We start from the raw sequence: 23,377 nt of genomic DNA, 5'->3' as shown, positions 1-23,377 counted from the left end.
GCCAAACGGAGAGGCGACATCGATGCCGGTGCTGATCAGAATTGCGCGAACGCTTCGACGAACGCTTCTGCAGGCAGTTCCAACGATCCTTGGAATTGTGATCCTGAACTTTTTCCTTTTGCAGCTGGCTCCCGGCGACGCGGCCGATGTGCTTGCCGGCGAGGCGGGTTCGGCGACCGAAGAAAGCGTTGCGGCACTGAGAGCCCGCTTCGGCCTGGATAGTCCGGTGCTCGAGCAATTGGCCACCTATCTCGGCAACCTCGCGCAATTCAGCCTTGGATTTTCCCCGCGCTACGGCATGCCGGTCGCCGACCTGATTGCGCAGCGCCTGCCCGGAACATTGACGCTGATGGCGGTGGCACTCGTCATCGCGATCGCTCTCGGTGTCATCCTCGGATCGCTGATGGCGACGTTTGCGGGGCGGATCCCCGATCGGCTTTTGTCGATCTTCTCGCTGCTCTTCTATTCGATCCCGAGTTTCTGGATCGGCCTGATGCTGATCGTGCTCTTCTCGGTCAAGCTCGGCTGGTTGCCGACCGGGGGTGCAGGCACGATCGGATCCCAGCTGAAAGGGTTCCCGGCGCTCTTCGACAAGGCCCGCTACATGGTGCTCCCGGCAACGTCGCTCGCGCTTTTCTACGTCGCGATCTATGCGCGGCTGACGCGCGCCGCCATGCTCGAAGTCAAAAACCAGGACTTTGTCCGCACCGCCTTTGCCAAAGGGCTGACGCCTTATGGCGTCACCGCGAGGCATATCTTGCGAAACGCGCTGATCCCGATCACGACCATGGCCGGCATGCACATCGGCGGCATGCTCGGCGGCGCCGTGGTGGTGGAAACCGTCTACAGCTGGCCGGGCCTTGGCAGGCTCGCCTTCGAGGCGGTCATGGGCCGGGATTTCACCGTGCTCCTCGGCATCCTGCTTCTGTCCTCACTTCTCGTCATCATTGCCAATGCCACGGTGGACCTTGTCCACGCCTGGCTCGACCCTCGAATTGGAGCGCGCTGATGTCCGCCACCGACTTCGGAGCTTTCCCAGCGGTTACGGGCGGCGCCTATGCCGCTCCTGCCACGAGCGAGCAGGCTACCGCGCCGGAGCGCCCGTCCTGGTCCAACGTAAAGGCGCCCGATGCGCGCTCCCAGCAGAGCACTGCGGTCGCCATTACCAATGGGCGAAGGGCCCTCAAGGTCTTTCTGGCCAACCCCAATGCCCTGTTCGGAACGGCCTTCCTTGCGCTTGTGATCGCCGTCGCGCTGCTGGCTCCAGTGCTTTATCCCGACGACCCGCTGTCGATGGTCGGAAAACCGTTCCTGTGGCCGGGCCAGGATCCGGCTTTCCCGCTCGGCACGGACGCGCTCGGCCGCGACGTGCTCGCTGGCATCCTGCATGGCTCGCGCATTTCCCTGTTCGTGGGGCTGATGGCAACAGCGCTCGGTCTCACCTTCGGCGTGATCGTCGGCGCGATCGCCGGTTACTTCGGCGGCTGGATCGACGATCTCCTGGTGCGGCTGATCGAGATCTTCCAGACCTTGCCGAGCTTCGTGCTGCTCGTCGTTCTGGTCGCGATCGTCCAACCCTCGGCATCAACGGTGACGCTTGCGATCGCGGTCATTTCCTGGCCGACGGTGGCAAGGCTGACCAGGGCCGAGTTTCGTGCGATCCGAGAGAAGGATTTCGTCATGGCCGCCCGCAGTCTCGGCTTTGGCCATGGACGGATCATCTTCCGCGAGATCCTGCCCAACGCGCTGCCGCCGATTATCGTGACGTCATCGGTCATGGTCGCCACCGCAATCCTGATGGAATCCGCACTTTCCTTCATGGGGCTCGGCGACCCCAATGTCGTGAGCTGGGGCTCGATGATCGGTACCGGTCGCGAACTGGTCCGGACCGCCTGGTACCTGACGGCCCTTCCGGGCCTCGCCATCGTCTTTACGGTGCTTGCGCTCAATCTCATCGGCGACGGGCTGAACGATGCCCTTAACCCCCGTTTCACTGGGGATCGCTGACGATGGCGCCGCTGCTCCAGGTCGAAGACCTCACCATCGGCTTTCCGCGTGCCGAGCCAGTCAGAAATCTCTCGTTCGAGGTGGGGGCGGGGGAGACGCTGGCGATCGTCGGCGAGTCCGGTTCGGGCAAATCGTTGACCGCGCTCGCGCTAATGCAGTTGCTGCCGCGCGCAGCACGGGTGACCAGCGGCCGCATCGTCTTTGACGACCGCGATCTTCTGGGGCTCGATGCGCGTGAGATGCGGCAGCTGCGCGGGCGCGACATCGCCATGATCTTTCAGGAGCCGATGACGAGCCTCAATCCGGTCATGTCGATCGGCCGGCAGATCGGCGAAGTGCTGAAGGTGCACGAGAAGCTTTCAGGTCGAGCGGCGCGGGAACGCGCGATCGAACTTTTGAAGCTCGTGCGTATTCCTGCCGCCGAAAAGCGGGTCGACGATTATCCGCATCAGTTGTCGGGCGGTATGCGCCAGCGGGTGATGATTGCCATGGCGGTTGCGTGCCGGCCAAAGTTGCTGATCGCCGACGAACCGACGACGGCGCTCGACGTGACGATCCAGGCGCAGGTGCTCGACCTGCTCGACACGCTCAGGCGCGAGCTTCAGATGGCTGTGGTGTTGATCACCCACGACCTCGGCGTCGTCGCGCAATGGGCCGACAAGGTCGTCGTCATGTATGCCGGCCGCAAGGTCGAGCAGGCCTTGCCCGGAGATCTCTTCAACGATCCGCTGCATCCCTATACGCGCGGGCTGCTTTCGGCCTCGCCACGGCTAAAGAACGACCTTCACTATCTGAGCGGCCGCTTGACCGAGATCCCCGGGTCGATCGTCTCGGCGGCCGGCGAGGCCGGCTGTCCCTTCAGGCCGCGCTGTCGCCAGGCGCGTGCGAGCTGCGGCCATCAGGTGCCGCCGCTGATTGCTCAGACGCCGGAGAGGCTCGTTGCCTGCCCGTTCACTTCGTCCCTCAAGGCCGTGCCCGATGCCGCTCATCTCAGCCTCTGATCTGAAGACACACTACAAGACGCGCGACGGTCTCTTGCGCTCCGTCGATGGCGTCGATCTCGTGGTCGAGCGCGGTGAAACCGTCGGGCTTGTCGGCGAAAGCGGCTGTGGCAAGTCGACGCTTGGCAAGACGCTTTTGCGCCTGGTCGATCCGACCGAGGGGCGGATCGAATTCAAGGGCGAAGACATCACGAGACTTGACCAGGGTCGGCTCAGGAACGTGCGCAAGTCGATCCAGATGATCTTTCAGGATCCCTTCGCGTCGCTCAATCCGCGCCACACGATCGGTGAAATCCTGGAGGCGCCTCTGATCGTGCACAGGGCCGGCAGCCGAGCGGAGCGGCGTGACACCGTTGCCGGCATCATCTCCAAGGTCGGGCTGCCCGCCGATGCCATCAATCGCTATCCGCACGAATTCTCGGGCGGCCAGCGGCAAAGGATCGGCATTGCCCGCGCGCTGCTGCTCAACCCGGACCTGATCGTTTGCGACGAGCCCGTATCGGCGCTCGACCTGTCGATCCAGGCGCAGATCCTGAACCTTTTGGTGGAGATGAAGAAGGAGTTCGGTCTTTCCTATCTTTTCATCAGCCATGACCTGTCTGTGGTGCGTTATTTCTGCGACCGGGTTCTGGTCATGTATCTCGGCCGGATCGTGGAAAGCGCCGACAATGAGACGCTCTGGTCGGACCCGCGCCATCCCTACACGCGCGCTTTGATGGCCGCGGTTCCCGATCCCTCGCGGCCGCGGCAGGCGGCTCCCCTTGGCGGCGATCTGCCGAGCCCGAGCGACATTCCGTCGGGCTGTCGGTTCCACACCCGCTGCCCGCTGGCGACGGACCTCTGCCGCGTCACCGAACCCGAATTCCGCACCATCAAACCGGGCCATCAGGTGGCCTGTCATGTCGCGGACCAGATCAACTGAAATGGAGAACTTGAATGGTTGAGTATCGCTATCTTGGGCGCAGCGCCCTCAAAGTGTCGCCGCTGACGCTCGGATCCATGATGTTCGGCAACCAGACGCCTGACGACGTTGCCTTCCGCATCATCGACAAGGCGCGCGAGCAGGGCATCAACTTCATCGACACGGCCGACGTCTACCACGACGGCAAGTCGGAAGAGGTGGTCGGGCGCGGCATCAAGGCCAACCGCGACCATTGGGTGGTGGCAACGAAGTTCGTCAATTCGCGTGCGAAGGGGCCGAACCTCGGGGGCTATTCGCGCAAATGGGTCTATCAGACTGTCGAAAACTCGCTGCGCAATCTCGGCACGGACTACATCGACATCCTCTACTTTCATCGCGCCGTCTTCGATGCGCCGCTCGAAGAGCCGGTGCGGGCGATCGCCGACCTGATCAAGGCCGGCAAGCTGCGCTATTTCGGGGTCTCAAACTTCCGGGGATGGCGCATTGCGGAAGTCGCCCATCTCGCCGACCAGCTCGGCATCGATCGGCCGATCGCAAGCCAGCCCCTCTATAACATCGTCAACCGCACCGCCGAGGCCGAGCAGCTGCCGGCGGCTGCAGCCTATGGACTGGGTGCTGTGTCCTACAGCCCGCTCGCCCGCGGCGTTCTGACGGGCAAGTACAATCCCGGCGAAGCGCCAGCTGCCGATACCCGCGCCGGACGCGGCGACAAGCGCATGCATGACGTGGAGTTTCGCGAAGAATCGGTGGCGATCGCCAAGGAGATTGCCGCACACGCGAAGGCCAAGGGAATTGCTGCCGCCGATTTCGCGCTCGCCTGGGTGCTGAACAACCGGCTGATCACCTCGACCATCGCAGGGCCCCGCACGGAAGAGCATTGGGATGGCTATATCCGCGCGCTGGACGTCAAGCTCGATGCGGAAGACGAGGCGCTGGTTGATCGCCTGGTCGCGCCCGGTCATCCGTCGACACCGGGCTTCACGGATCCGGGCCACCCGCTCGAAGGCCGTGAGCCGCGGTCCGGCGCGGGCGAAGCCGAGATCATCCCGCTCGCCCGCTCGCAGCGCGTCGCTTGAGAGGGTCCTGGCTGGGTACCTCCCGACCAGTGCCATCCTGTTGCAAAGAGCCCCGGATCATCGATCCGGGGCTTCGTTTTGCGCGTGACTATTCCGCAGCTACGGCCTGCTGGTGCCTGAGGCCGAGAAGGCGCCGGGCGTTGCCGCCAGCAACGAGACGTGCCTCCTGATCGCTTAGCCCGGCTTGCTCCAAGCTCTGCCGCAACGCGTCCGCATCGAGCGCAGGAAGAATTGGCCAGTCCGTGCCGGCAAGCACGCGGTCTGCGCCGAAAAAGCCTGTCAGCGTGCGTACGATGTCCGGATCATGCCCCATCGTGTCGAAGTAGATATTGGGCCGTCGCCCCGCTTCCCTGGCAGAGCGAGCATAGATGCCGGCGCGTGCCGCCTGGACAATTGCGCCCAGACCGAGCGTTGCAAAGACCAGATGCAGGTCTGGCAGTTCCTCGAGCAGCGGAGACTGGATGACCGACAGGAAGGCGACGCCGTTCATCAATCCACGCCCGAGCGAGTTGCCGAGATTGCCGGCGCCGTCGATCAGAACGCCGGCGTCCGGGTGGGCAACGGGATGCACGAAAACCGGAACCCTGTGGCGCGCCGCAACTTCGAGCGTGGGGCGGACGGCGGGATCGGCGATGAACTTGCTGGCGCGTGAACTGTCAATCACCAGTCCTGAAAGACCGAGCTCGACGATTGCCCGCTCGGCTTCGCGGGCCGCTTCGTCGCCGGCAAAGGCATCGACGACGGCAAATCCGGTGAGGGTAGAATGCTCGCGCGAAAGCGTCGCCAGCCAGTCGTTGGCCTCCCGGACGGCTTCAAGCGGTATGCTTGCCTCCAATCCGAAGAGGCTTTCGATCGTCGCCGTGACCACAGCGAGCGATACGCCGCTTTGTTCAAGTTCGTCGACCAGCGCCTGAGGCGTCGTGATTTTTCGATGTATCTCCGGCGAAAATGCGCCAGCGGGCTTTTCGTATTTGCCTCCGGGACGCCAGGCTGGCGGCCAGAGATGGGCATGGATGTCGACGATATCGAGCGGAGCGGTCATTCGGCGGCGACCTTTCTCGCTTCGCGTTCAGCAATGCCAGCTTTCACCAACGGCACGACATCACGCCCATAGGTGACGGTATCTTCTGTCGGGTAGAAGCCACGAACGAGGAAGTTGGAAACGCCCGCGTCGTAATAGTCGAGGATGGCGTCGGCGACCTGTTCGGGTGTCCCGACAAGAGCTGTCGAATTTCCGCCGGCGCCACTCGCTTCTGCGACTTCGGTCCAGAGCCGCTTGTCCAGCACCTTGCCGCGGCTGGCGGCCTGCCGCAGGCGAACAGAACCGACGTTAGATGGCAGCTTCTCGCCGTTGCCGCCGGCCGAGCGCGCGACCTGTGACTTGACCTTCTCGAGGATATCGGCCGCCTTTGCCCAGGCGGCGTCTTCGGTCTCAGCCACGACGGTGCGAAAGGCGAGGGTGAAGCGGATATCGTCTGCCGCGCGACCATTGGCAATCGCCGCTGTGCGTACCTTGCCGATGGTTTCCCGTGCGCCGTCGAGCGGTTCGCCCCAGAGCGCATAGATATCGGCGTGCTTACCGGCAACGGCGATCGCCGCATCGGACGAACCGCCGAAGGAAATCGGGATACGGGGCTTCTGGAACGGCTTTACCTGGCTATAGGCGCCCTTGAACCTGTAGAAGCGCCCCTCGTGATCGAAGGGCTGATCGCTCTCCCAGACTTTCCTCAGCACCTGCAGATACTCGTCGGTGCGGGCATAGCGGGTGTCGTGATCCTCGAAGTCGCCGTCGCGAGCCTGGTCCGTGTCGGATCCGCCGGTGATGATATGCACCCACAAGCGGCCCTCGGAGAACTGATCGAGGGTGGCAAGCTGGCGCGCGCCGAGTGTCGGGGCCATCAGGCCGGGCCGGTGGGCAAGCAGCGCCCCGATCCGGTCGGTCTGGCTGAAGACATAGGCGGCGATCTGGTTGTTGTCGGGCCATTGCGCGAACTGGCCGATCAGCAGACGATCGATGCCGGCGGCCTCCGCGGCCTGCACGTGATTGCGAATATAGGTCTTGTCGATGACCGGACCGGAGGCCGGCACGATGTCGGACCCTTCCCTGTTGGACGTATGGCCGATGAATTCGGGACGCATGGAGAACTCCTTCAGAATGCTGGGCGCGCAGATCGCAATAATCTATTTATCATATGTATTTTGTCGATTGCTTTTTGCCCGCCGATCTTGGGATGGATTGTCGTGCGATGGGCCCTTCGGGAACTTTTCCTCCACCAAGGCGGCTTTTACAGACACTCATCCTGTCTGCGTGCACATCGCCGGTCCGGCAAAGGCTTCGGCGTGAGTAGCTTTTTTCAGAAAAGCCCTGGACTTTAGAATTACACTATCTCGATAAATATAGTAGATTTTATAAAGTCTGGCTAACGCCCTGACAGGGGTGCTGGAGAAATCGGCGTTGCCTGTGCTTCGCCTGCTAGGGGATACTCAGATGACAGCAAGACACAACGGGACTTTCAAGCCGACGCGGCGCGCGTTCCTCCTTTCCTCCGTTGCGCTGGCGAGCGCGATTGCCGTTCCAATGCTGCCGGTGCCCTCGCTCGCGGCAGACGAGCCGCCGCGCGGCGGCAGCGTATCGATCAACATCGGCACCGAACCGCCAGTTCTCGTCCTTATCGCCCATAGCGCCGGCGCTGCCTACTACATCAGCGGCAAGGCGACCGAGAGCCTGCTCACCTATGACAAGGACTTCAATCCTCAGCCGCTGCTCGCCACCGAGTGGACGGTCAGCGAAGACGGCCTGCGCTACTGGTTCAAGCTGCGCCAGGGTGTCCGTTGGCACGACGGCAAGGATTTCACGGCCGAAGACGTCGCCTTTTCGATCCTGGCGCTTAAGGAAAACCACCCACGTGGCCGGGCGACCTTTGCCCATGTGAAGGAGGCCAATATTCTCAATTCGCATGAGGTCGAATTGATCCTTGCCAAGCCGGCTCCTTACCTTTTGACCGCCTTTGCAAGCTTCGAGGCGCCAATCGTCCCGAAGCACCTCTATGAAGGCACAAAGATTGCGGAAAACCCGCACAACGTCGCGCCTGTCGGCACCGGCCCCTACAAGTTCGTCGAATGGGTGCGCGGAAGCCATGCGCTTTTCGTGCGCAACGAGGACTATTGGGGTTCGCCCAAGCCCTACCTTGATCAGATCATCTTCCGCTTCATCATCGATCCGGCGGCAGCCGTCGCTGCGATCGAGACCGGCGAGGTGCAGGTCTCGACGGCCAACCTGCCGCTCACCGACATCGACCGGCTGAAGGCCAACCCGAACCTCGTCGTCGATACCGATCCGGCGCCCTATTCGCCGAGCATCGCCCGCGCCGAGTTCAATCTCGAAAACAAGTATCTTGCCGACATCAAGGTGCGCCATGCGATCGCGCACGCGGTCGACAAGGACTTCATCGTCAATACCGTCTACCTCGGCTATGCAACGCGGCTCGACGGGCCTGTCAGCCCGGATCTCGCGAAGTTCTACACTCCGGACCTTCCCAAATACGAGTTCGACCCGGCCAAGGCCGAAAAGCTCCTCGACGAGGCAGGTTATGCGCGGGGCGCCGACGGTTTCCGCTTCAAGCTGTTCATCGATCCGACCCAGCCTTCCGGTCCTCCCAAGCAGACCGCGGAATACATCGCCCAGGCCCTTGCCAAAGTGGGCATCAAGGTAGAGCTGCGAACCCAGGACTTTGCGACTTTCGTCAAGCGCGTCTTCACCGATCGCGACTTCGATATCGCGATTGAAGGCATGAGTAACCTCTACGACCCGACCGTCGGTGTTCAGCGGCTCTACTGGTCGAAGAACTTCAAGCCGGGCGTGCCCTTCACCAACGGCTCCAAGTATTCGAACCCGGACGTCGATCGACTGCTCGAAACGGCCGCCGTCGAGATCGATCCGAAGAAGCGCCTGCAGCTCTTCAACGAGTTCCAGAAACTGGTGGTTCAGGATCTGCCGACGCTCGACATCGTCACCCCGGCTGTCATCACCGTCTACGACAAGCGGGTAAAGAACCTGAAGCTCGGCGTCGAGCATCTCTGGAGCAATGGGGCAGGCATCTATCTCGACGGGCAATCGTAAATGATCTCGACGACGTAGTCGTCGAAGGCGCGAGTGCAGCCGGAGCGGACCCTGGCTGCACTCTCTTTTTCTTCAGTGTCGGAGTTGACGTGTGACGATAACCAAGGTGCTGACCGTTTCCCGCCCAACACGCGCGCAGCTTCTCGCGCGCATTCCCGGCTTCGTGGCCGAAGTCGCCAAGGGCGCGTCCGAACGAGACCTCTCGCGTCAACTTCCCTTCGAAGCCTTCAAGCTTTTCCGCGAGCTGGAACTTGGAACCCTGCGCATCCCGGCGGTGCTCGGCGGGCCGGGCGGTTCTGTTGCCGATTACATCGAGATGATCGCGGCGATCGGTGCTGCCGATTCCAACGTCGCCCACGCGCTCCGGTCTCATTTCAACTATGTCGAAAACGTTATCCTCAGCGAGCCTCGTGAGCGGGATGCCGGTGCAGTCGAGCTTATTCTGAGCGGCAAGCTTTTTGGCGGCGCCCATACAGAGCAAGGCACGGCTCGCCCCGGCCAGGTGACGACGACGATCGCCAGAAAGGGCGACACCTACAGGCTCAACGGCCGCAAATGGTATGCCACGGGAACAGCCTTTGCCGACTTCGCTTCGTTCAGCGCGCTGGACGAGGAGGGGCAGGCCGTTGGTGTTCTCCTGCCGGTCGACCGGCAGGGCATTACCATTCTTGACGATTGGGATGGCATGGGGCAGCGCCTGACCGCCAGCGGCGGCGTCATCCTCGACAATGTCGAGGTGTTTCCGCACGAATTGGCCCGGCGCGCCCTCGACAATCTCGTCGGTCGCCACTGCTCGACGCTGCGCCAGTTGCATCTGGCGGCAAGTGCTGCCGGCGCGGTGCGAAACGTCCTTTCGGACGGCCTTGCCTATGTTCGCAGCCAAGCGCGATCTGCCGCCCACAGCAGCGCCGAAACGGCCAATCAGGATCCGTTCGTGCAGCAGGTGATCGGCGAAATCGCCGCCAATTCCTTCGCGATCGACACGGCGGTTGCCGCCGCCGCGGTTGCGCTCGACCGGACGGTTGCCGCCTTGGGCAGTAGCAACGATGCCGCGATCGAGGACGCCTTGATCGAGAGCGCGCTGACGACAGCGCGAGCGCAGCTTGTCCTTGGCCAGCTCGGCTTGCGAAGCGCTGAGCGCATGTTCGAGCTCGGCGGCGGCTCGGCGACTTCGCGCGGCAACAACTTCGATCGGCACTGGCGCAACATCCGCACCGTTCTCAACCACAACCCGCTCCTGCATAAGTCGCGTGTGCTGGGCGACTACCTGCTGAACGGCACGACCACGCATCTGAGGGAAGGAAGGGTGTTTTGACTGCACACACCTGTCTGGCAGCGCCTGCGGTCTGGTCGGCTTGCTGACGGTCGCTTCGGCGCTCAACTGAGCCGATGGTTGGAAGCTCTATCGTCGCAAAGTCCCAGGCGTGAGGAGAAAAAACTACGCGCGGCGGTAAGCTTGGAAAGGGCGCTCTAGAATGAAGGTGAAATCTATCGATTATATGTGCTAATATACACCTTTCGCACAGGAGAACGTCATGATGATTTCCAGACGCCTTTTCTCGATAGCGCTTGCGGCCCTGTTTACGGTGCCGCTTCTTGAGGTCGCTCCCGCAGCAGCCTCCGACAAAGTGATCCGCATTGGCTACCAGAAATACGGCACGCTTGTGCTGCTCAAGGGAAAGGGTCTTCTGGAGAAGAAGCTGGAGAAGATCGGCTACACGGTCACATGGGCAGAATTCCCGGCGGGCCCGCAACTTCTCGAAGCCTTGAATGTCGGCGCAGTCGATTTCGGTACGACGGGAGAAACGCCGCCGATCTTCGCGCAGGCGGCCGGCGCGCCGCTGGTCTATATCGCCCATGAACCGCCAGCGCCGCGCGGCGAGGCGATCCTCGTGCCGAAGGGTAGCCCCATCCAGAAGGTTTCGGATCTGAAGGGTAAGACCGTCGCCCTTAACAAGGGTTCGAACGTGCACTTCCTCCTGGTGAAGGCGCTGGAGGAGGCTGGTCTCAACTATAGCGACATCAAGACCTCCTTCCTTCCGCCCGCCGACGCCCGCGCTGCCTTTGAACAGGGCGCCGTCGATGCCTGGGTGATCTGGGACCCGTTCCAGGCTGCAGCCGAGCTCGCGATCGAGGCACGCGAACTTCGAAACGGCGAAGGGATCGTACCCAACCACCAGTTCTACCTGGGCGCAAAGCCATTCGTGGACGGCCATCCCGAGGCCGTCGATACGGTGATCGAGGCCGTTGCAGAGATCGACGAATGGGCGAAGGCCAATCCGGCCGCCGCGGCCGCCGAACTTTCGCCTTCCGTTGGCATTCCCGCGGACGTGCTGGCCGTCGCGCTGCAGCGACAATCGTACGGCGTGAAGGCTCTCGATGAGGGCATCGTCAAACAGCAACAGACGATCGCCGATACCTTCTTCGAACTCGGCCTGATCCCGAACAAGATCTCGATCGCGGACGTCGTGCGCAAAGGCGGTGCCTGATGGTGGACGTGTCGGTAGCCGGTATTGCTACCGGCGAAGCCCGCAGGCCCAATCTGAAGAACCTGTGGAGCGGGCTGGCTCCATGGGCTCTTCCGCTTGCGCTTCTCGTCGTTTGGGAAATTGCGGCGCGCACGGGTCTCGTCACCGCCCGCCTCATGCCGGCGCCGACGACGATTGCTGCGGCCTTCTGGCGGTCGTTGCTTGATGGCTCGCTTCTTTTCCATACGCTCGCCTCCACCCGTCGGGCCTTCATAGGCCTTGCGATCGGCGGCGGGCTCGGCTTCGTCGCCGGCGTCGTTACCGGTCTGTGGAAACCGGCCGAAACCCTCCTCGACAGCACCGTCCAGATGGTGCGCAACATCCCGCATCTTGCCTTGATCCCGCTCGTGATCCTCTGGTTCGGTATCGATGAAACCGCCAAGATCTTTCTGGTTTCGATCGGCGTCTTTTTCCCGATCTACATCAACACCTTCTATGGCGTGCGAACCATCGACCCTCAGATCGTTGAAATGGCGTCCGTCTACGGGCTCGACCGCAGGGCGCTGATCCGCCGCATCATTCTTCCCGGCGCGCTGCCCTCCATCCTGGTCGGCCTGCGCTATGCTCTCGGTTTCATGTGGCTGACGCTGATCGTCGCTGAAACGATTTCATCGACGAACGGCATTGGATACATGACGATGAACGCGCGGGAGTTCCTGCAGACGGACGTCGTCCTGCTCGGCATTATCGTCTATGCGCTTCTCGGAAAATTCGCTGATGTTGTGACCCGTTCGATTGAGAAGCGCGTTCTCGTATGGCATCCGGCCTATCAGTTGAAGCAGGGGGGCCGACAATGAGTGCCCTGCAGGCCCATGTGAGGGATAGCGACGGCGGTCTCCCGATTTCGCTGTCGCGGGTCGAAAAGTCTTTCGGCCAGCTCAACGTCCTCGACAGTTTCAACCTGGAAGTTCCCGCGGGCCAGTTTCTTGCCGTCGTCGGAAGGTCGGGTGGCGGCAAATCAACCTTGTTGCGGCTGATCGCCGGTCTTGATGCGGCAACGGCGGGCCGCGTCAGTATCGCCGGGCAAAAGGTTGACCGCACCCTTGCGTCCGTGCGCCTGCTTTTCCAGGAGGCGCGCCTTGTTCCCTGGCAGCGGGTTATCGAGAACGTCGGCATCGCCCGCGGCCAGAACTGGCAAGAAACTGCCCGTCGAGCGCTCGCGGACGTGGGGTTGGGGGGACGTGAAAACGATTGGCCGAGTGTACTTTCCGGCGGCCAGCGTCAGCGCGTGGCTCTCGCCCGCGCCCTCGTCAGTGCGCCGCAGATCCTGTTGCTCGATGAACCTTTCGGCGCGCTCGATGCGCTCACGCGCATTGAAATGCATCGCCTGCTCGAGGGGATCTGGACGGGTCGAGGTTTTACCACCGTGCTGATCACCCACGACGTCGCAGAGGCGGTGGCGCTGGCCGACCGTGTGGTGGTGCTGCGGGAAGGGGCAATCGCGCTCGATATCGACATCGATCTCGAGCGTCCGCGGCGGGAGCTGGCTGACCCCCGTGCGGTCGATTTGCAGCGTCAGATACTTGAGGCCGTGTAGCGTTCGATTTGACTGCCGGCGAGAGCGTTGGGGTTTGCGACCACGATCGTGGGCGCCGGGTGCGGACGTGCGCTTCGTCGCCCGGCCTTACGGGCGTTGGCGCGCGTTCGTGGGGACCTCGTTCGGCTGCGACAGGGTCCCCATCGAAATGCCAAGGCAATTTATTGCGTGTGCGGGGCCCCCACCTTCCTAAAATGGTCGAACCATCAAGGAGCGCCCATGATCGCTATCAGTCTCAAGGTCAATGCTGCACGCAGCAGTCTCGCTGTCACGTGGGACGATGGGGCGGTTTCTCATATCCCGGCGACCGTGCTGCGGGCGCGCAGCCGCGCTGCCAGCCAGGTGCGCGCGGATATCGAAGGGCGCGCTGGTTCCTATGATGCCGTCACACTCAGCGGTGCAGAGCCAATCGGCACCTACGCGATCCGGCTGGTTTTTTCCGATGGCCATGATCGCGGCATCTACCCCTGGCCCTACCTGCGCGCGATCGCCGACTCTACGTTTTGAGGAAGAAGCATGGACGATTTTATTGACGGCCTGTCGGAAGTTGCCTGCGATGTCCTGGTGATCGGCGGCGGAACCGCCGGTCCGATGGCGGCCTTGAAGGCGAAGCAGAAGAACCCTGCGCTGAACGTCGTGTTGCTGGAAAAAGCCAACGTGAAACGATCCGGCGCAATCTCGATGGGCATGGACGGGCTGAACAACGCCGTCGTGCCGGGCTATGCGACACCGGAGCAGTACACGAAGGAAATCACGATCGCCAACGATGGCATCGTCGATCAGGCGCCGGTCTTCAACTACGCATCACGCTGCTACGACATCATCCAGGAACTGGATCGCTTCGGCATCCGCTTCCAGAGGAATGCCAACGGCGACTACGACCTGAAGAAGGTCCATCACCTCGGCACTTATGTGTTGCCGATGCCGAATGGCGAAACGGTCAAGAAGGCGCTCTATCGCCAGCTGAAACGCGAGCGCATCCTGATTTCCAACCGCTTCATGGCCACGCGGTTGCTGACGGCGAAGGATGGTCGCATCGCCGGTGCCGTTGCCGTCAACACCCGCACTGCGGAATTTCTCGTGCTTCGGGCCAAGGCGGTGATCCTGTGCATGGGAGCGGCCGGTAGGCTCGGCCTGCCGCATTCGGGCTATCTGTTCGGCACCTACGAGAATCCCACGAACTCCGGGGATGGCTATGCCATGGCCTATCATGCCGGGGCGGCGCTCGCGAACCTCGAATGCTACCAGATCAATCCGCTGATCAAGGACTATAACGGTCCCGCCTGCGCTTACGTCGCCGGTCCGTTCGGCGCCTACACCGCCAACAGCGAGGGCAAGCGGTTCATCGAAAGTGACTATTGGTCCGGGCAGATGATGCAGGAGTTTTACAATGAGCTGCAATCGGGAAAAGGCCCTGTCTTCCTGAAGCTCAACCATCTCCATCCCGACACGGTCGGCGAGATCGAAGACATCCTGCATCGGGTCGAGCGCCCCTCCCGTGGGCGGTTTCATGCGGCGCGTGGCACCGACTATCGCGACAAGATGATCGAGATGCACATTTCCGAGATCGGTTTCTGCTCCGGCCACAGCGCATCAGGCGTCTTCGTCGACGAATATGCGCGCACGACCGTGCCTGGCCTTTATGCTGCCGGCGACATGGCAAGCGTGCCGCACAACTACATGCTCGGAGCCTTCACAAACGGGGCGGTGGCTGGAGAGCATGCGGCAGAGGTGGCATTGGAAACCGACCTTCCGGACTACGATCCCGACTTCGTGCGGCTCGAGCGCGAGCGCGTTCTGGCGCCGACGCGTCGTGACGACGGAATTCCCCCCAACCAGCTCGAATACAAGGTGCGGCGCCTCGTCAACGACTACCTGCAGCCGCCCAAGGTGACGGTTCGGATGCAGATCGGCCAGGCGCGATTGGCCGAGGCCAGGGACGACCTTGAGACAGCCCTCGTCGCGCGCAACGCGCATGAGCTGATGCGGTCATTGGAGGTGTCGTCCATCCTCGATTGCGCGGACATGGCCGCCCATGCATCGCTCTATCGGACCGAAAGCCGCTGGGGCCTTTATCACAACCGGATCGATTATCCCGAAAAGGACGACGAGAACTGGTTCTGCCACACGCTGCTTCGCAAGATGAATGGCCGCATGAGCTCCGAGAAGCGCGCCATTGAGCCCTACATCGTTCCTATCGAGACCGAAGAGCGGGCGGCCTACGAGCGTCTGCGCGTTTCGAACCAAGCCTGATCGAGGAGAGCCATGCCGCTTGCACTTTCCCCCACCACAGTTCCCGTCGTCGTCGACGAAGCGAAATGCATCGCCGACAAGGGCTGCACCGTCTGCGTCGAGGTTTGCCCGCTCGATGTCTTGCGTATCAGCGACCTCACCGGCAAGGCCTACATGAAGTTCGACGAATGCTGGTATTGCATGCCGTGTGAGACGGATTGCCCGACGGGCGCCGTTACCGTCAACATCCCCTACCTGTTGCGCTGACATGGCGACGTTCGATCCATTCGAGGATTTCGGCAATGCCGATGAAATTGTCGGCCGTCTCGCTGATGCGGATCCCGCCGTTCGCCGCCTCGCCGTCATCGATCTTGCCGAGACGGCGATGCCGGACAGTCTCCTGCATCTGCTGGCGATGGTTGGAGACAACGATGCGACCGTGCGCCTTCAGGTGGCGATGGCACTCGGCGATTTCGACACGATCGATGCCGCCAGCGGGCTGGCGAAACTCCTGATTGATCTGGATAGACCGGTGGCTTCTGCTGCGGCGGACAGCCTTGCCGAGTTGAAGGATCCGTCTGCGGTTCCCGCGCTCCTTTCGTTGCCTACACATCCGGACCCTTTTGTGCGCGCGTCCGGTTTTCGCGGAATGAAGGGACTGCGCTCACGCGCAGCGCTTGGTCCCGCACTTAAAGCAATGTCGGACGAAAGCGCTCAGGTGCGGGCCGAGGCGCTGGGAGTGATCGCCTATCTCAAGCTCGAAGAAACGCTGCCATCATTGATCGCAGCCACGCGCGACGCCGACGCTTCTGTCCGTGCGGAGGCGGTCAACGCCTTGTCGTTCACAAAACAGGTCGCAGCGGCCACCGCAGTTGCTGCGGCGCTACGGGACGATGTCTGGCAGGTGAGGGCGGCCGCGGCGCAATCGCTCGGGAGGATCGGCCAGGCATTTGCCGTCGGCGGTCTCGTTGCGGGATTGGCGGACGACTACTGGCAGGTCCGCCAGAAGTGTCTTGGCGCGCTCGGGAGCCTGAAGGCGCAATCGGCCGTGGCCGATATAGCGGCGCAGCTTGCGAGCGACCTGCCGTCGCTCCGCAAGGAGGCCGCGGCAGCGCTCGGCGAGATTGCCGATCCATCGGCTCGCGAGCCGCTGATGGCCCATGCCTCCGACACGGATCCGGATGTGCGAAAAACGGTGCGCTGGGCGCTGACCCGGATTGGTTGATTGCGATCGAAGCGCAATCTCACGCGCCGCGCTTCGACACCATCTCCATCAAGGCATACGGGCGCTCGATGCGAATGTGGCGCGGCGACACGGATACAAGTCCGTCCTTCTGGAACCGCTTCATCATCATCGTCACCCATTGGCGGGTCGAACCGACCATGGCCGCGATCTGGTCATGGGTGACCTTCGCGTTGATGATGATGGCTCGCCCGTCCCGCACCCCGTGCAGATCGCCGAGATTGATCAGGAACTGGGCAAGGCGTTCGATGACGGAGCGGGTGCCCAGCATCTGCGCCATAGCCGAATAGCACCGTCCCTTGGCGGCCAGCCCCTGCAGGAGACAGAGCGCGAAATTTGGCATCTCGAGGACCAGCTTCTTCAGCGCTGGCGCGGGAAGGAAGAGGATACGACAGTCGCTAAGAGCTTCTCCCGACCAGATGTGCACCCCGCCGCCCGTCATTTCCGGGCCGCCGATAAAATGGCCCTTCGTCCAGTAGGCCAATGTGATCTCGCGCCCCGACGGTGCGGTATAAAAGACCCTGACGTCGCCGGCTTCGATGATGAAGATACCGCCGTGCCCGTCGCCCTGGTTGAAGATTGCTTCACCCGTTCGAAACGAGAGCTGGCGGCCCTGCGCTCTCAGCCTCGTCCATTCGTCGGGGGCGAGGGCATCGAGAAAATGCGCTCCTTCGTCGAGCCCGCCGATACCTTCACTCAAGAAGAGGGCCTGATCACCGGGAAGAATGGCCGGGGCCGGCAGATCAACCGAGGGGGTGTGTTTCGGGCGTGCATCCTGATTGGCGGTCACGCGGACGTCGAGGCTCACATCGCTCTCCTCCCACAGCGTAGATCGCCCTTAAATTATAGAAAATCTACCAATTAAGAAGAAAAATAATCGCGGTTTCGGAACTGGACGTGGAAGATTTTCGTCGAATAGATGTTTGAAGCGCCAGAGTCAGGAGGCCTTCCTGGGGCCCCGCACGCTCCCCCCCTGTGAAAGTCGCCACGCGTCTGCTCGTTTTGCGAAATGAGCCTGGCCGCGGGCGTGGTTCGCGCCTGGACCGATTGTTGTCCGCTCATGCGCCGTAGAATTTCGCGAGATCGACCGACGCGCGCGCTGCCAAAAGACCGCCACTCCGAAACGAGAATCCGAGCCTTGTGTCCTTGCGCAGCAAGATTATCTCCGCGGCCTGCAATCCGGAGAAAATTAATATCTATAAAATATATATGTTTTGTGAGGTAATATTTCTATTGGCTTGCCAGGAGGATACCATGCCCAAAACCGAATCCAATCCCATTACACTTGGAACCCGCGCGGCGGACTTCACGTTGCCCGATGCCGATGGCAACCTGTTCACGTTGGCCGAGTTCAAGGACAGCCCGGCGCTGCTCGTCGCCTTCATCTCCAACCGCTGCCCCTTCGTGGTGTTGATCCGCGAGGAACTGGCGAAATTTGCGCGCGACTATGCCACGCAGGGGCTTGCCGTCGTCGCGATCAACAGCAACGACGCCAAGGCGCATCCGGAAGAAACGCTGGAGCGGATTGGTGTAGAGGCAAAGACTCACGGCTATGGCTTCCCCTATCTGAAGGACGCGTCGCAAAGTGTCGCCAAGGCCTTTGGTGCGGCCTGCACTCCGGACTTTTTTCTCTATGACCGAGATCGCAAGCTTGCCTATCACGGCCAGTTCGATGAAGCCCGGCCCGGCAACGGCAAGGATGTGACGGGTGCGGATCTGCGCGCTGCGGTCGACGCGGTCCTGAAGGGCGAAGCTGTCGGCGCCGGCCAGGTGCCCTCGATCGGCTGCAACATCAAGTGGTCGGCTGGCAACGAACCGTCCTGGTTCTCCACCGCAGCCTGATCCGCAATCGTGAAACGGCCGGCCGTACAGCCGGCCAACGCTTCCTTTTCTATACCGGGACATCATGGCATCGCGTCGCAAGGAACAGCCCACCGAAGACGGGCGCCACATCGAAACGGACGTGCTGGTTGTCGGTGGGGGCCCCGCCGCCGCCTGGGCGGCGCTTTCCGCTGCCGAGACCGGCGCGCGCGTCGTCTTGGCTGACAAGGGCTACCACGGCACGAGCGGTGCCACGGCTCCGTCCAACACGGGAACGTGGTGTGTGCCGCCGGGAGAAGGGCGCGCAGCCTCGGTCGAGCAGCGTTTCAAGCGCACTGCCGGCCTTGCCGATCGTCGCTGGATGTTGCGCGCGGCTGACCGCGCCTACGAAAACCTCCTGAAGCTCGTCGAATGGGGCTATCCCTTTCCGAGCGAAGAGGATGGCAACCTCTATATCGCCAACCTGCGCGGTCCTGACTACATGCGCTTCATGCGCCAGCGTGTGCACAAGGCCGGTGTCACGATCCTTGACCACCATCCTATCCTGGAACTGCTTGGCGACGATCATCATGTCGGCGGGGCTGCGGGGCTTTCTCGCCGCAATGGCGCAAGCTTCTCCGTATCGGCCGGTGCCGTCGTGCTTGCCACCGGCGGCTGCGCCTTCTTCGAACGCATCCTCGGTGGCACGGGGCTCACCGGTGATGGCTATCTCTTCGCCGCAGAGGCCGGCGCGTCCCTTTCCGGCATGGAATTCACCGGCAAATACACGCTCGCCCCGCACGGTTCCTCGCTGAACAAGGGTTTGCCTTTTCGCTGGGCGACCTTCTACCGAGAGAACGGCGAGGTGCTGCGCGACGCCCGCGGTGAGCCGGTGACGAACGGTATCGGCGGCGGCGAGCGGCAAGTGGCCGAGGCCCTGCTGTCCGGCCCGGTCTATGCCCGGCTCGATCTTGCCGAACCCGCGATGCAGGACTGGCTGCGTCGTGGCCAGCCGAACTGTTTTCAGCCTTACGACCGGATGGGGATCAATCCCTTCGAGCACCTGTTCCGGGTCGACCTCAAATACGAGGGCACCGTGCGCGGCACCGGCGGTATCCGCATCGTCTCGTCCGACTGTGGCTCCGGCATTACCGGGCTTTACGCCGCCGGCGACGCGGCGAGCCGTGAAAACGTGACGGGTGGGGTTTCCGGTGGCGGGGCCATCAATGCCTCCTGGGCGATTGCCAGCGGCTGGTGGGCCGGTCACGGCGCCGCCCGGCATGCGAGCAGCAGAAAGTCCCGTGATGCGGCGCGCTTGCGGCCGCTCGGCGCGACGGGTTTGCGCGGCGCCGGCGAACGTGAAGACGTCAATCTCGCGGCCGCCGCCCGCGCGGTGCACGAGGAGATCGTGCCGCTCGACAGGAGTTATTGGCGCAAGGCCAGCGCCCTGGAGACAAGTCACCGCATTCTGGAAGGCGTGTGGGCCGGCCTCAACCAGGCAAAGCCCGCGGTCGGCATCGACCGACTTCGCGCACGAGAGGTGGCGTCGGTTACGGCGAGCGCCCGCTGGACGGTCGCGGCTGCGCTCTTGCGCACGGAAAGCCGGGGCGTGCACCGCCGGAGTGACTTTCCGACCGAGGACGACGGGCAGGCGAGCCGCATCGTCGTCTCCGGGCTCGATCAGGTGAGCGCCGTGCGTGAAGACCTCGCTTTCGAGACGGTTCGGGAGGGCTGAGCGATGATCGAGGTTATCTCCGTCGACCGCTGCATCCGCTGCGATATCTGCGAACGGATCTGTCCCGCCTTCGTCTTCGATCGCGACGAAACGGGTCTGCCGATCATTGCCCGGCAAGACGACTGCCAAACCTGTTTTCTCTGCGAAATCTATTGTCCGACGGATGCGCTCTATGTCGCCGAGGCGGCGCACGGACCAACAGGCATCGCGGAGGCCGAGGTGCTGGAACGCGACCTTTTTGGCGCCTACGCCCGCTCGCTCGGGTGGAACCGCGGCCGCGCCGGCGGCGCGCAAGATGATCCGACCCGTCACATCCGCGTGGCGCAGGTTTGAAGGGAGTTCGACCATGGAACGCATAGCCGTCAGCGCGCTGCGCAAGACCTTTACGCTCAAACAGGGCCAGACCGTAACGGTGGACGGTGTCGCCTCGAGCCGCATTGCGGTGCTGGATGGCGTCGACCTGACCATCAAACGCGGCGAATTCATCACGCTGGTCGGGCCGTCCGGCAGCGGCAAGTCGGTGCTGCTCGATGTCATTGCCGGATTGACCGAAGCGACCTCGGGCGTCGCTCGCATCGACGGCATCGAGGTCTCCAAACCGCATGCCCGCACCGCCTATGTCTTCCAGCAATATGCGCTTTTTCCCTGGCGAACAGCGCTGCAGAACATCGAATATGCCCTGGAGGTGCGTGGTGTGCCGGCGGCGGAGCGTCGCGAGAAGGCACGTCATTTCCTGCATCTCTTCGGCCTCAAGGGCTTCGAAGACCGCTTCCCCTCGCAGCTTTCCGGCGGCATGCAGCAGCGCGTGGCAATCGCCCGGGCGCTCTCCACCGATCCGCAGGTGCTGCTGATGGACGAGCCCTTCGCGGCTCTTGACGCCCAGACGCGCGACATCCTGCAAAGCGAACTGTTGCGCATTTGGGAACAGATCAAGACGACCGTCGTCTTTGTCACCCATTCGATCGACGAGGCGATCTACCTCGCCGACCGCGTGGTCGTGATGACAGCGCGCCCGGCGAGCGTCAAGGAAATCGTCGAGATTGACCTGCCGCGCCCGCGCGACCTCGATATCCGCAACAACGCGGCCTTCAATGCCTATCGGGGCCGCGTCTGGGAAAGCTTGCGTGACGAGGTCGTCAAGGCCCAGCGCGATTGGGCGCTCGCATCCAACTATACCAACTAAGGGAGGATCCGATGAGTCTGATCGCCGACCGCAACCTGCCGCTCCGCCGGACATTATCATCGCGCCGAAAGCGTGCCGCGGAGAAACCGCCGACGGTTCTCGGTGAAGCCTTCTCAACCATTACGCTGGGCCTGCCGGCGCTCGTCGCCTTCGCGCTTCTCTGGGAGATCGCGCCACGCGCCGGCTGGATCAACGCGCTGTTCTTCCCGCCACTCAGCCAGGTGCTCTCTGTCCTGTGGGAGATGATCGCCTCGGGTCAGCTTGCTGACCACATCGGCATCAGCCTGCAGCGCGCCGCGATCGGCTTTTCGCTTGCCGTTGTTGTCGCCGTACCGCTTGGTCTTTTGATGGGGCGCTATCCGCTCTTCGAAAAGGCCTCGGACTTTCTCGTCCAGACCCTGCGCAATACCTCGCAGTTCGCGCTGCTGCCGGTCTTCATCCTTTTGCTCGGCATCGGCGAGGCGTCAAAGATCGCCATCACATTCTACGCGGCCGTCTTCTTCCTGCTGATCAACACCATCGTCGGTGTGAAGTCGGTCGATCCACTGCTGGTGAAGGCAGCGCGTTCCATGGGAACGTCCGACTGGGATCTCTTCAAGAAGGTCATTCTGCCCTCGGCCGTTCCCTCGATTGTCGCGGGCGCTCGGCTTGGTGTGAAGACCTCGCTCTTTTCGGTCATCGCCGCGGAGATGCTCGCGGCCCAATCCGGCATCGGCTACCTCATCCAGAATTCGTCGCTGATGCTGGAAACAGACCGGATGTATGCCGGCATCCTGACGCTGACGATCATCGGCCTCCTGCTGAACTACTTGCTCGTCGCTGGGGAACGACGCGCCACCCGCTGGCGCGGCGACGGCGAAAGCGGCCCGAACTGAGCCCCAGCCTCTCTTCCAACGAACACGCGATTTCGAAAGGATCCATCCATGACAGCCAATCCACTCCGCCGCACATTGTTGAAGCTCGCCTTGGCGCTATCGGTCCTGCCGGTGGCGGGTGCCGCGCCGGCCTTTGCCGACGACGCGAAGCCCGAGGTCATCCGCATCGGCTCGACCGCGCCGGGCCACCTGAAATTCATCCTTTATCGCAACAAGAAACTGCTGGAAGACGAGTTCGCCAAGGACGGCATCAAGATCGAGCTGACGACATTCGATGGCGGTTCCGCTGCCACGGTTGCGCTCGGTTCGGGAGCGATCGACTTCACCTATATCGGCAACAACCCGTCGCTTCGTCTGGCGGCGACCGGGGCCGATGTGAAGCTCATCGGCCTTTCGAGCTGGAACCGTTCGAACGAGACGCAGATCGTCGTCAAGCCGGAGTCTGCGATCCAGAAGATTGAGGACCTGAAGGGCAAGAAGGTCGCCTATCTCTCAGGCACGGTGCGTCACTCGACCTTCGCCAAGGCCCTGCAGGCCGCAGGTCTTTCCCTCGCGGACGTGGAAAGCCTGAACCTCGGTATCGACAGTTCCGGCCCGGCGCTGGCCCGTGGTGACGTCGATGCCATCGTGGAAAGCACCGGCCCGGTGCAGACGCTTGTTGAAAAGGGCGGAGCGCGGGTGATCTTCGACGCCGGCGTGTCGGGCAGCCCCGATTGGGCGGTTCCACATCTCCTCAGCGTCAACGGTGAATTCGCCCGCAAGTATCCTGAAATCGTGACACGTCTGCTGGCTGTCGATATTGCGACTGCCCGCTGGGCCGACGCCAATCCGGAAGAGACGACTACGATCTTTGTCAAGGAGACAGGCAGCAGTGACAAGGCAGTCCGCGCCACCTACCCGGATGGAAAGTTCTTCCAGGACCCGGAAATCACGGATGCGGCAGTGAAAGCGCTTCAGGGGGAGGAGGCCTTCATGGCCGAAGCCGGGCTGCTGAAGGGTAAAGTCAATTATGAGAGCTGGATTGACCGCTCCTTCTACGACGCAGCTCTAAAAAGAGTTGCTGCCAGCAACTGATCCTGTAGGTTCGGGCGGCGGCGCACCTGCGTCTCCGCCCTCTC

23 protein-coding genes are annotated in these 23,377 nt (G+C 62.5%); 20 read left to right on the top strand and 3 right to left on the bottom strand.

All coding sequences use genetic code 11. From position 1 onward, the window contains the following. Window positions 1–22: 22 nt before the first annotated feature. From ASE71_RS28260 to ASE71_RS28240, 5 genes are read left to right on the top strand one after another with little or no spacing between them, the layout of a single operon-like run. Window positions 23–1,009, top strand: a complete 987-nt coding sequence (locus ASE71_RS28260; protein WP_060521256.1) for an ABC transporter permease — start codon at window positions 23–25, stop codon at window positions 1,007–1,009. Beyond that, window positions 1,009–2,007 carry an ABC transporter permease gene (locus ASE71_RS28255; protein WP_060521255.1) on the top strand — a complete coding sequence of 333 codons (999 nt, stop codon included), beginning with the start codon at window positions 1,009–1,011 and terminating at the stop codon, window positions 2,005–2,007. The genes ASE71_RS28260 and ASE71_RS28255 overlap by 1 nt, the downstream gene beginning before the upstream one ends. Before the next feature lie 2 nt (window positions 2,008–2,009). Then, entirely contained in the window at window positions 2,010–3,008 is a 999-nt protein-coding gene (locus tag ASE71_RS28250) for an ABC transporter ATP-binding protein (protein WP_060521254.1), read from the top strand. Next, window positions 2,986–3,930 carry an ABC transporter ATP-binding protein gene (locus ASE71_RS28245; protein WP_060521253.1) on the top strand — a complete coding sequence of 315 codons (945 nt, stop codon included), beginning with the start codon at window positions 2,986–2,988 and terminating at the stop codon, window positions 3,928–3,930. The genes ASE71_RS28250 and ASE71_RS28245 overlap by 23 nt, the downstream gene beginning before the upstream one ends. 14 nt (window positions 3,931–3,944) lie before the next feature. Beyond that, window positions 3,945–5,006 (top strand): aldo/keto reductase, encoded by a 1,062-nt coding sequence (locus tag ASE71_RS28240; RefSeq protein ID WP_034791585.1) that lies wholly within the window; start codon window positions 3,945–3,947, stop codon window positions 5,004–5,006. Window positions 5,007–5,094: 88 nt separating this feature from the next. On the opposite strand, the gene ASE71_RS28235 is transcribed toward ASE71_RS28240, so the two are convergent. Further along, window positions 5,095–6,048, bottom strand: a complete 954-nt coding sequence (locus ASE71_RS28235) for an amidohydrolase family protein (RefSeq protein WP_060521252.1) — start codon at window positions 6,046–6,048, stop codon at window positions 5,095–5,097. After that, window positions 6,045–7,145 (bottom strand): LLM class flavin-dependent oxidoreductase, encoded by a 1,101-nt coding sequence (locus ASE71_RS28230; RefSeq protein ID WP_060521251.1) that lies wholly within the window; start codon window positions 7,143–7,145, stop codon window positions 6,045–6,047. Before ASE71_RS28230 ends, ASE71_RS28235 begins: the two co-directional genes overlap by 4 nt. A gap of 349 nt (window positions 7,146–7,494) precedes the next feature. Here ASE71_RS28230 and ASE71_RS28225 point away from each other — a divergent pair, with 349 nt between their 5' ends. The 9 genes from ASE71_RS28225 (at window position 7,495) to ASE71_RS28185 (ending at window position 16,648) form a co-directional block, all read left to right on the top strand. Next, window positions 7,495–9,126 carry an ABC transporter substrate-binding protein gene (locus ASE71_RS28225; RefSeq protein WP_034791602.1) on the top strand — a complete coding sequence of 544 codons (1,632 nt, stop codon included), beginning with the start codon at window positions 7,495–7,497 and terminating at the stop codon, window positions 9,124–9,126. Between the two features lie 91 nt (window positions 9,127–9,217). Then, window positions 9,218–10,441, top strand: a complete 1,224-nt coding sequence (locus tag ASE71_RS28220) for an acyl-CoA dehydrogenase family protein (RefSeq protein WP_060521250.1) — start codon at window positions 9,218–9,220, stop codon at window positions 10,439–10,441. Between the two features lie 220 nt (window positions 10,442–10,661). Further along, on the top strand, window positions 10,662–11,615 hold the full coding sequence (locus ASE71_RS28215) for a sulfonate ABC transporter substrate-binding protein (protein WP_060521249.1): 954 nt from the start codon (window positions 10,662–10,664) through the stop codon (window positions 11,613–11,615). Beyond that, the gene (locus ASE71_RS28210; RefSeq protein ID WP_051659223.1) at window positions 11,615–12,451 is read left to right on the top strand and encodes an ABC transporter permease subunit; all 837 of its coding nucleotides are present in this window, start codon (window positions 11,615–11,617) and stop codon (window positions 12,449–12,451) included. The genes ASE71_RS28215 and ASE71_RS28210 overlap by 1 nt, the downstream gene beginning before the upstream one ends. Beyond that, on the top strand, window positions 12,448–13,191 hold the full coding sequence (locus tag ASE71_RS28205) for an ABC transporter ATP-binding protein (RefSeq protein WP_060521248.1): 744 nt from the start codon (window positions 12,448–12,450) through the stop codon (window positions 13,189–13,191). Before ASE71_RS28210 ends, ASE71_RS28205 begins: the two co-directional genes overlap by 4 nt. Window positions 13,192–13,410: 219 nt before the next feature. Continuing rightward, window positions 13,411–13,698: a DUF971 domain-containing protein gene (locus ASE71_RS28200; RefSeq protein ID WP_034791608.1), complete on the top strand. Its 288-nt coding sequence runs from the start codon at window positions 13,411–13,413 to the stop codon at window positions 13,696–13,698. Window positions 13,699–13,707: 9 nt separating this feature from the next. Beyond that, on the top strand, window positions 13,708–15,444 hold the full coding sequence (locus ASE71_RS28195; RefSeq protein WP_060521247.1) for a fumarate reductase/succinate dehydrogenase flavoprotein subunit: 1,737 nt from the start codon (window positions 13,708–13,710) through the stop codon (window positions 15,442–15,444). A gap of 12 nt (window positions 15,445–15,456) precedes the next feature. Next, window positions 15,457–15,690 carry a ferredoxin family protein gene (locus ASE71_RS28190; protein ID WP_034791614.1) on the top strand — a complete coding sequence of 78 codons (234 nt, stop codon included), beginning with the start codon at window positions 15,457–15,459 and terminating at the stop codon, window positions 15,688–15,690. 1 nt (window position 15,691) lies between these two features. Then, the gene (locus ASE71_RS28185; RefSeq protein ID WP_060521246.1) at window positions 15,692–16,648 is read left to right on the top strand and encodes a HEAT repeat domain-containing protein; all 957 of its coding nucleotides are present in this window, start codon (window positions 15,692–15,694) and stop codon (window positions 16,646–16,648) included. A 19-nt stretch (window positions 16,649–16,667) separates the two neighbouring features. Here the strand turns inward: ASE71_RS28185 and ASE71_RS28180 are convergent, their stop codons facing one another. Continuing rightward, on the bottom strand, window positions 16,668–17,408 hold the full coding sequence (locus tag ASE71_RS28180; RefSeq protein ID WP_200949967.1) for a Crp/Fnr family transcriptional regulator: 741 nt from the start codon (window positions 17,406–17,408) through the stop codon (window positions 16,668–16,670). A 512-nt stretch (window positions 17,409–17,920) separates the two neighbouring features. Here ASE71_RS28180 and ASE71_RS28175 point away from each other — a divergent pair. The 6 genes from ASE71_RS28175 to ASE71_RS28150 all read left to right on the top strand — a co-directional run bounded on the left by ASE71_RS28175 (window position 17,921) and on the right by ASE71_RS28150 (window position 23,333). Continuing rightward, a complete protein-coding gene (locus ASE71_RS28175; protein WP_060521245.1) occupies window positions 17,921–18,508 on the top strand; it encodes a thioredoxin family protein in 588 nt (195 codons plus the stop codon). 64 nt (window positions 18,509–18,572) lie between these two features. Next, window positions 18,573–20,201: an FAD-binding protein gene (locus tag ASE71_RS28170; protein ID WP_060521244.1), complete on the top strand. Its 1,629-nt coding sequence runs from the start codon at window positions 18,573–18,575 to the stop codon at window positions 20,199–20,201. Window positions 20,202–20,204: 3 nt separating this feature from the next. Next, entirely contained in the window at window positions 20,205–20,534 is a 330-nt protein-coding gene (locus ASE71_RS28165) for a ferredoxin family protein (RefSeq protein WP_034791661.1), read from the top strand. Between the two features lie 13 nt (window positions 20,535–20,547). Continuing rightward, on the top strand, window positions 20,548–21,384 hold the full coding sequence (locus ASE71_RS28160; RefSeq protein WP_060521243.1) for an ABC transporter ATP-binding protein: 837 nt from the start codon (window positions 20,548–20,550) through the stop codon (window positions 21,382–21,384). A gap of 11 nt (window positions 21,385–21,395) precedes the next feature. After that, window positions 21,396–22,259: an ABC transporter permease gene (locus ASE71_RS28155; RefSeq protein WP_060521242.1), complete on the top strand. Its 864-nt coding sequence runs from the start codon at window positions 21,396–21,398 to the stop codon at window positions 22,257–22,259. 48 nt (window positions 22,260–22,307) lie between these two features. Continuing rightward, a complete protein-coding gene (locus ASE71_RS28150; RefSeq protein WP_060521241.1) occupies window positions 22,308–23,333 on the top strand; it encodes an aliphatic sulfonate ABC transporter substrate-binding protein in 1,026 nt (341 codons plus the stop codon). Window positions 23,334–23,377: the final 44 nt, after the last annotated feature.

Source organism: Ensifer sp. Root954 (assembly GCF_001429005.1).
GTDB classification, from domain to species: domain Bacteria; phylum Pseudomonadota; class Alphaproteobacteria; order Rhizobiales; family Rhizobiaceae; genus Ensifer; species Ensifer adhaerens.
This window is presented reverse-complemented; position numbering and strand designations above follow the sequence as displayed.

What these genes read in the sequence shown, in the direction of transcription:
- ASE71_RS28260 (WP_060521256.1), top strand. Translation starts at nt 23, where the DNA reads ATGCCGGTGCTGATCAGAATTGCGCGAACGCTTCGACGAACGCTTCTG.
- ASE71_RS28255 (WP_060521255.1), top strand. Translation starts at nt 1,009, where the DNA reads ATGTCCGCCACCGACTTCGGAGCTTTCCCAGCGGTTACGGGCGGCGCC.
- ASE71_RS28250 (WP_060521254.1), top strand. Translation starts at nt 2,010, where the DNA reads ATGGCGCCGCTGCTCCAGGTCGAAGACCTCACCATCGGCTTTCCGCGT.
- ASE71_RS28245 (WP_060521253.1), top strand. Translation starts at nt 2,986, where the DNA reads ATGCCGCTCATCTCAGCCTCTGATCTGAAGACACACTACAAGACGCGC.
- ASE71_RS28240 (WP_034791585.1), top strand. Translation starts at nt 3,945, where the DNA reads ATGGTTGAGTATCGCTATCTTGGGCGCAGCGCCCTCAAAGTGTCGCCG.
- ASE71_RS28235 (WP_060521252.1), bottom strand. Translation starts at nt 6,048, where the DNA reads ATGACCGCTCCGCTCGATATCGTCGACATCCATGCCCATCTCTGGCCG.
- ASE71_RS28230 (WP_060521251.1), bottom strand. Translation starts at nt 7,145, where the DNA reads ATGCGTCCCGAATTCATCGGCCATACGTCCAACAGGGAAGGGTCCGAC.
- ASE71_RS28225 (WP_034791602.1), top strand. Translation starts at nt 7,495, where the DNA reads ATGACAGCAAGACACAACGGGACTTTCAAGCCGACGCGGCGCGCGTTC.
- ASE71_RS28215 (WP_060521249.1), top strand. Translation starts at nt 10,662, where the DNA reads ATGATGATTTCCAGACGCCTTTTCTCGATAGCGCTTGCGGCCCTGTTT.
- ASE71_RS28210 (WP_051659223.1), top strand. Translation starts at nt 11,615, where the DNA reads ATGGTGGACGTGTCGGTAGCCGGTATTGCTACCGGCGAAGCCCGCAGG.
- ASE71_RS28205 (WP_060521248.1), top strand. Translation starts at nt 12,448, where the DNA reads ATGAGTGCCCTGCAGGCCCATGTGAGGGATAGCGACGGCGGTCTCCCG.
- ASE71_RS28200 (WP_034791608.1), top strand. Translation starts at nt 13,411, where the DNA reads ATGATCGCTATCAGTCTCAAGGTCAATGCTGCACGCAGCAGTCTCGCT.
- ASE71_RS28195 (WP_060521247.1), top strand. Translation starts at nt 13,708, where the DNA reads ATGGACGATTTTATTGACGGCCTGTCGGAAGTTGCCTGCGATGTCCTG.
- ASE71_RS28190 (WP_034791614.1), top strand. Translation starts at nt 15,457, where the DNA reads ATGCCGCTTGCACTTTCCCCCACCACAGTTCCCGTCGTCGTCGACGAA.
- ASE71_RS28185 (WP_060521246.1), top strand. Translation starts at nt 15,692, where the DNA reads ATGGCGACGTTCGATCCATTCGAGGATTTCGGCAATGCCGATGAAATT.
- ASE71_RS28175 (WP_060521245.1), top strand. Translation starts at nt 17,921, where the DNA reads ATGCCCAAAACCGAATCCAATCCCATTACACTTGGAACCCGCGCGGCG.
- ASE71_RS28170 (WP_060521244.1), top strand. Translation starts at nt 18,573, where the DNA reads ATGGCATCGCGTCGCAAGGAACAGCCCACCGAAGACGGGCGCCACATC.
- ASE71_RS28165 (WP_034791661.1), top strand. Translation starts at nt 20,205, where the DNA reads ATGATCGAGGTTATCTCCGTCGACCGCTGCATCCGCTGCGATATCTGC.
- ASE71_RS28160 (WP_060521243.1), top strand. Translation starts at nt 20,548, where the DNA reads ATGGAACGCATAGCCGTCAGCGCGCTGCGCAAGACCTTTACGCTCAAA.
- ASE71_RS28155 (WP_060521242.1), top strand. Translation starts at nt 21,396, where the DNA reads ATGAGTCTGATCGCCGACCGCAACCTGCCGCTCCGCCGGACATTATCA.
- ASE71_RS28150 (WP_060521241.1), top strand. Translation starts at nt 22,308, where the DNA reads ATGACAGCCAATCCACTCCGCCGCACATTGTTGAAGCTCGCCTTGGCG.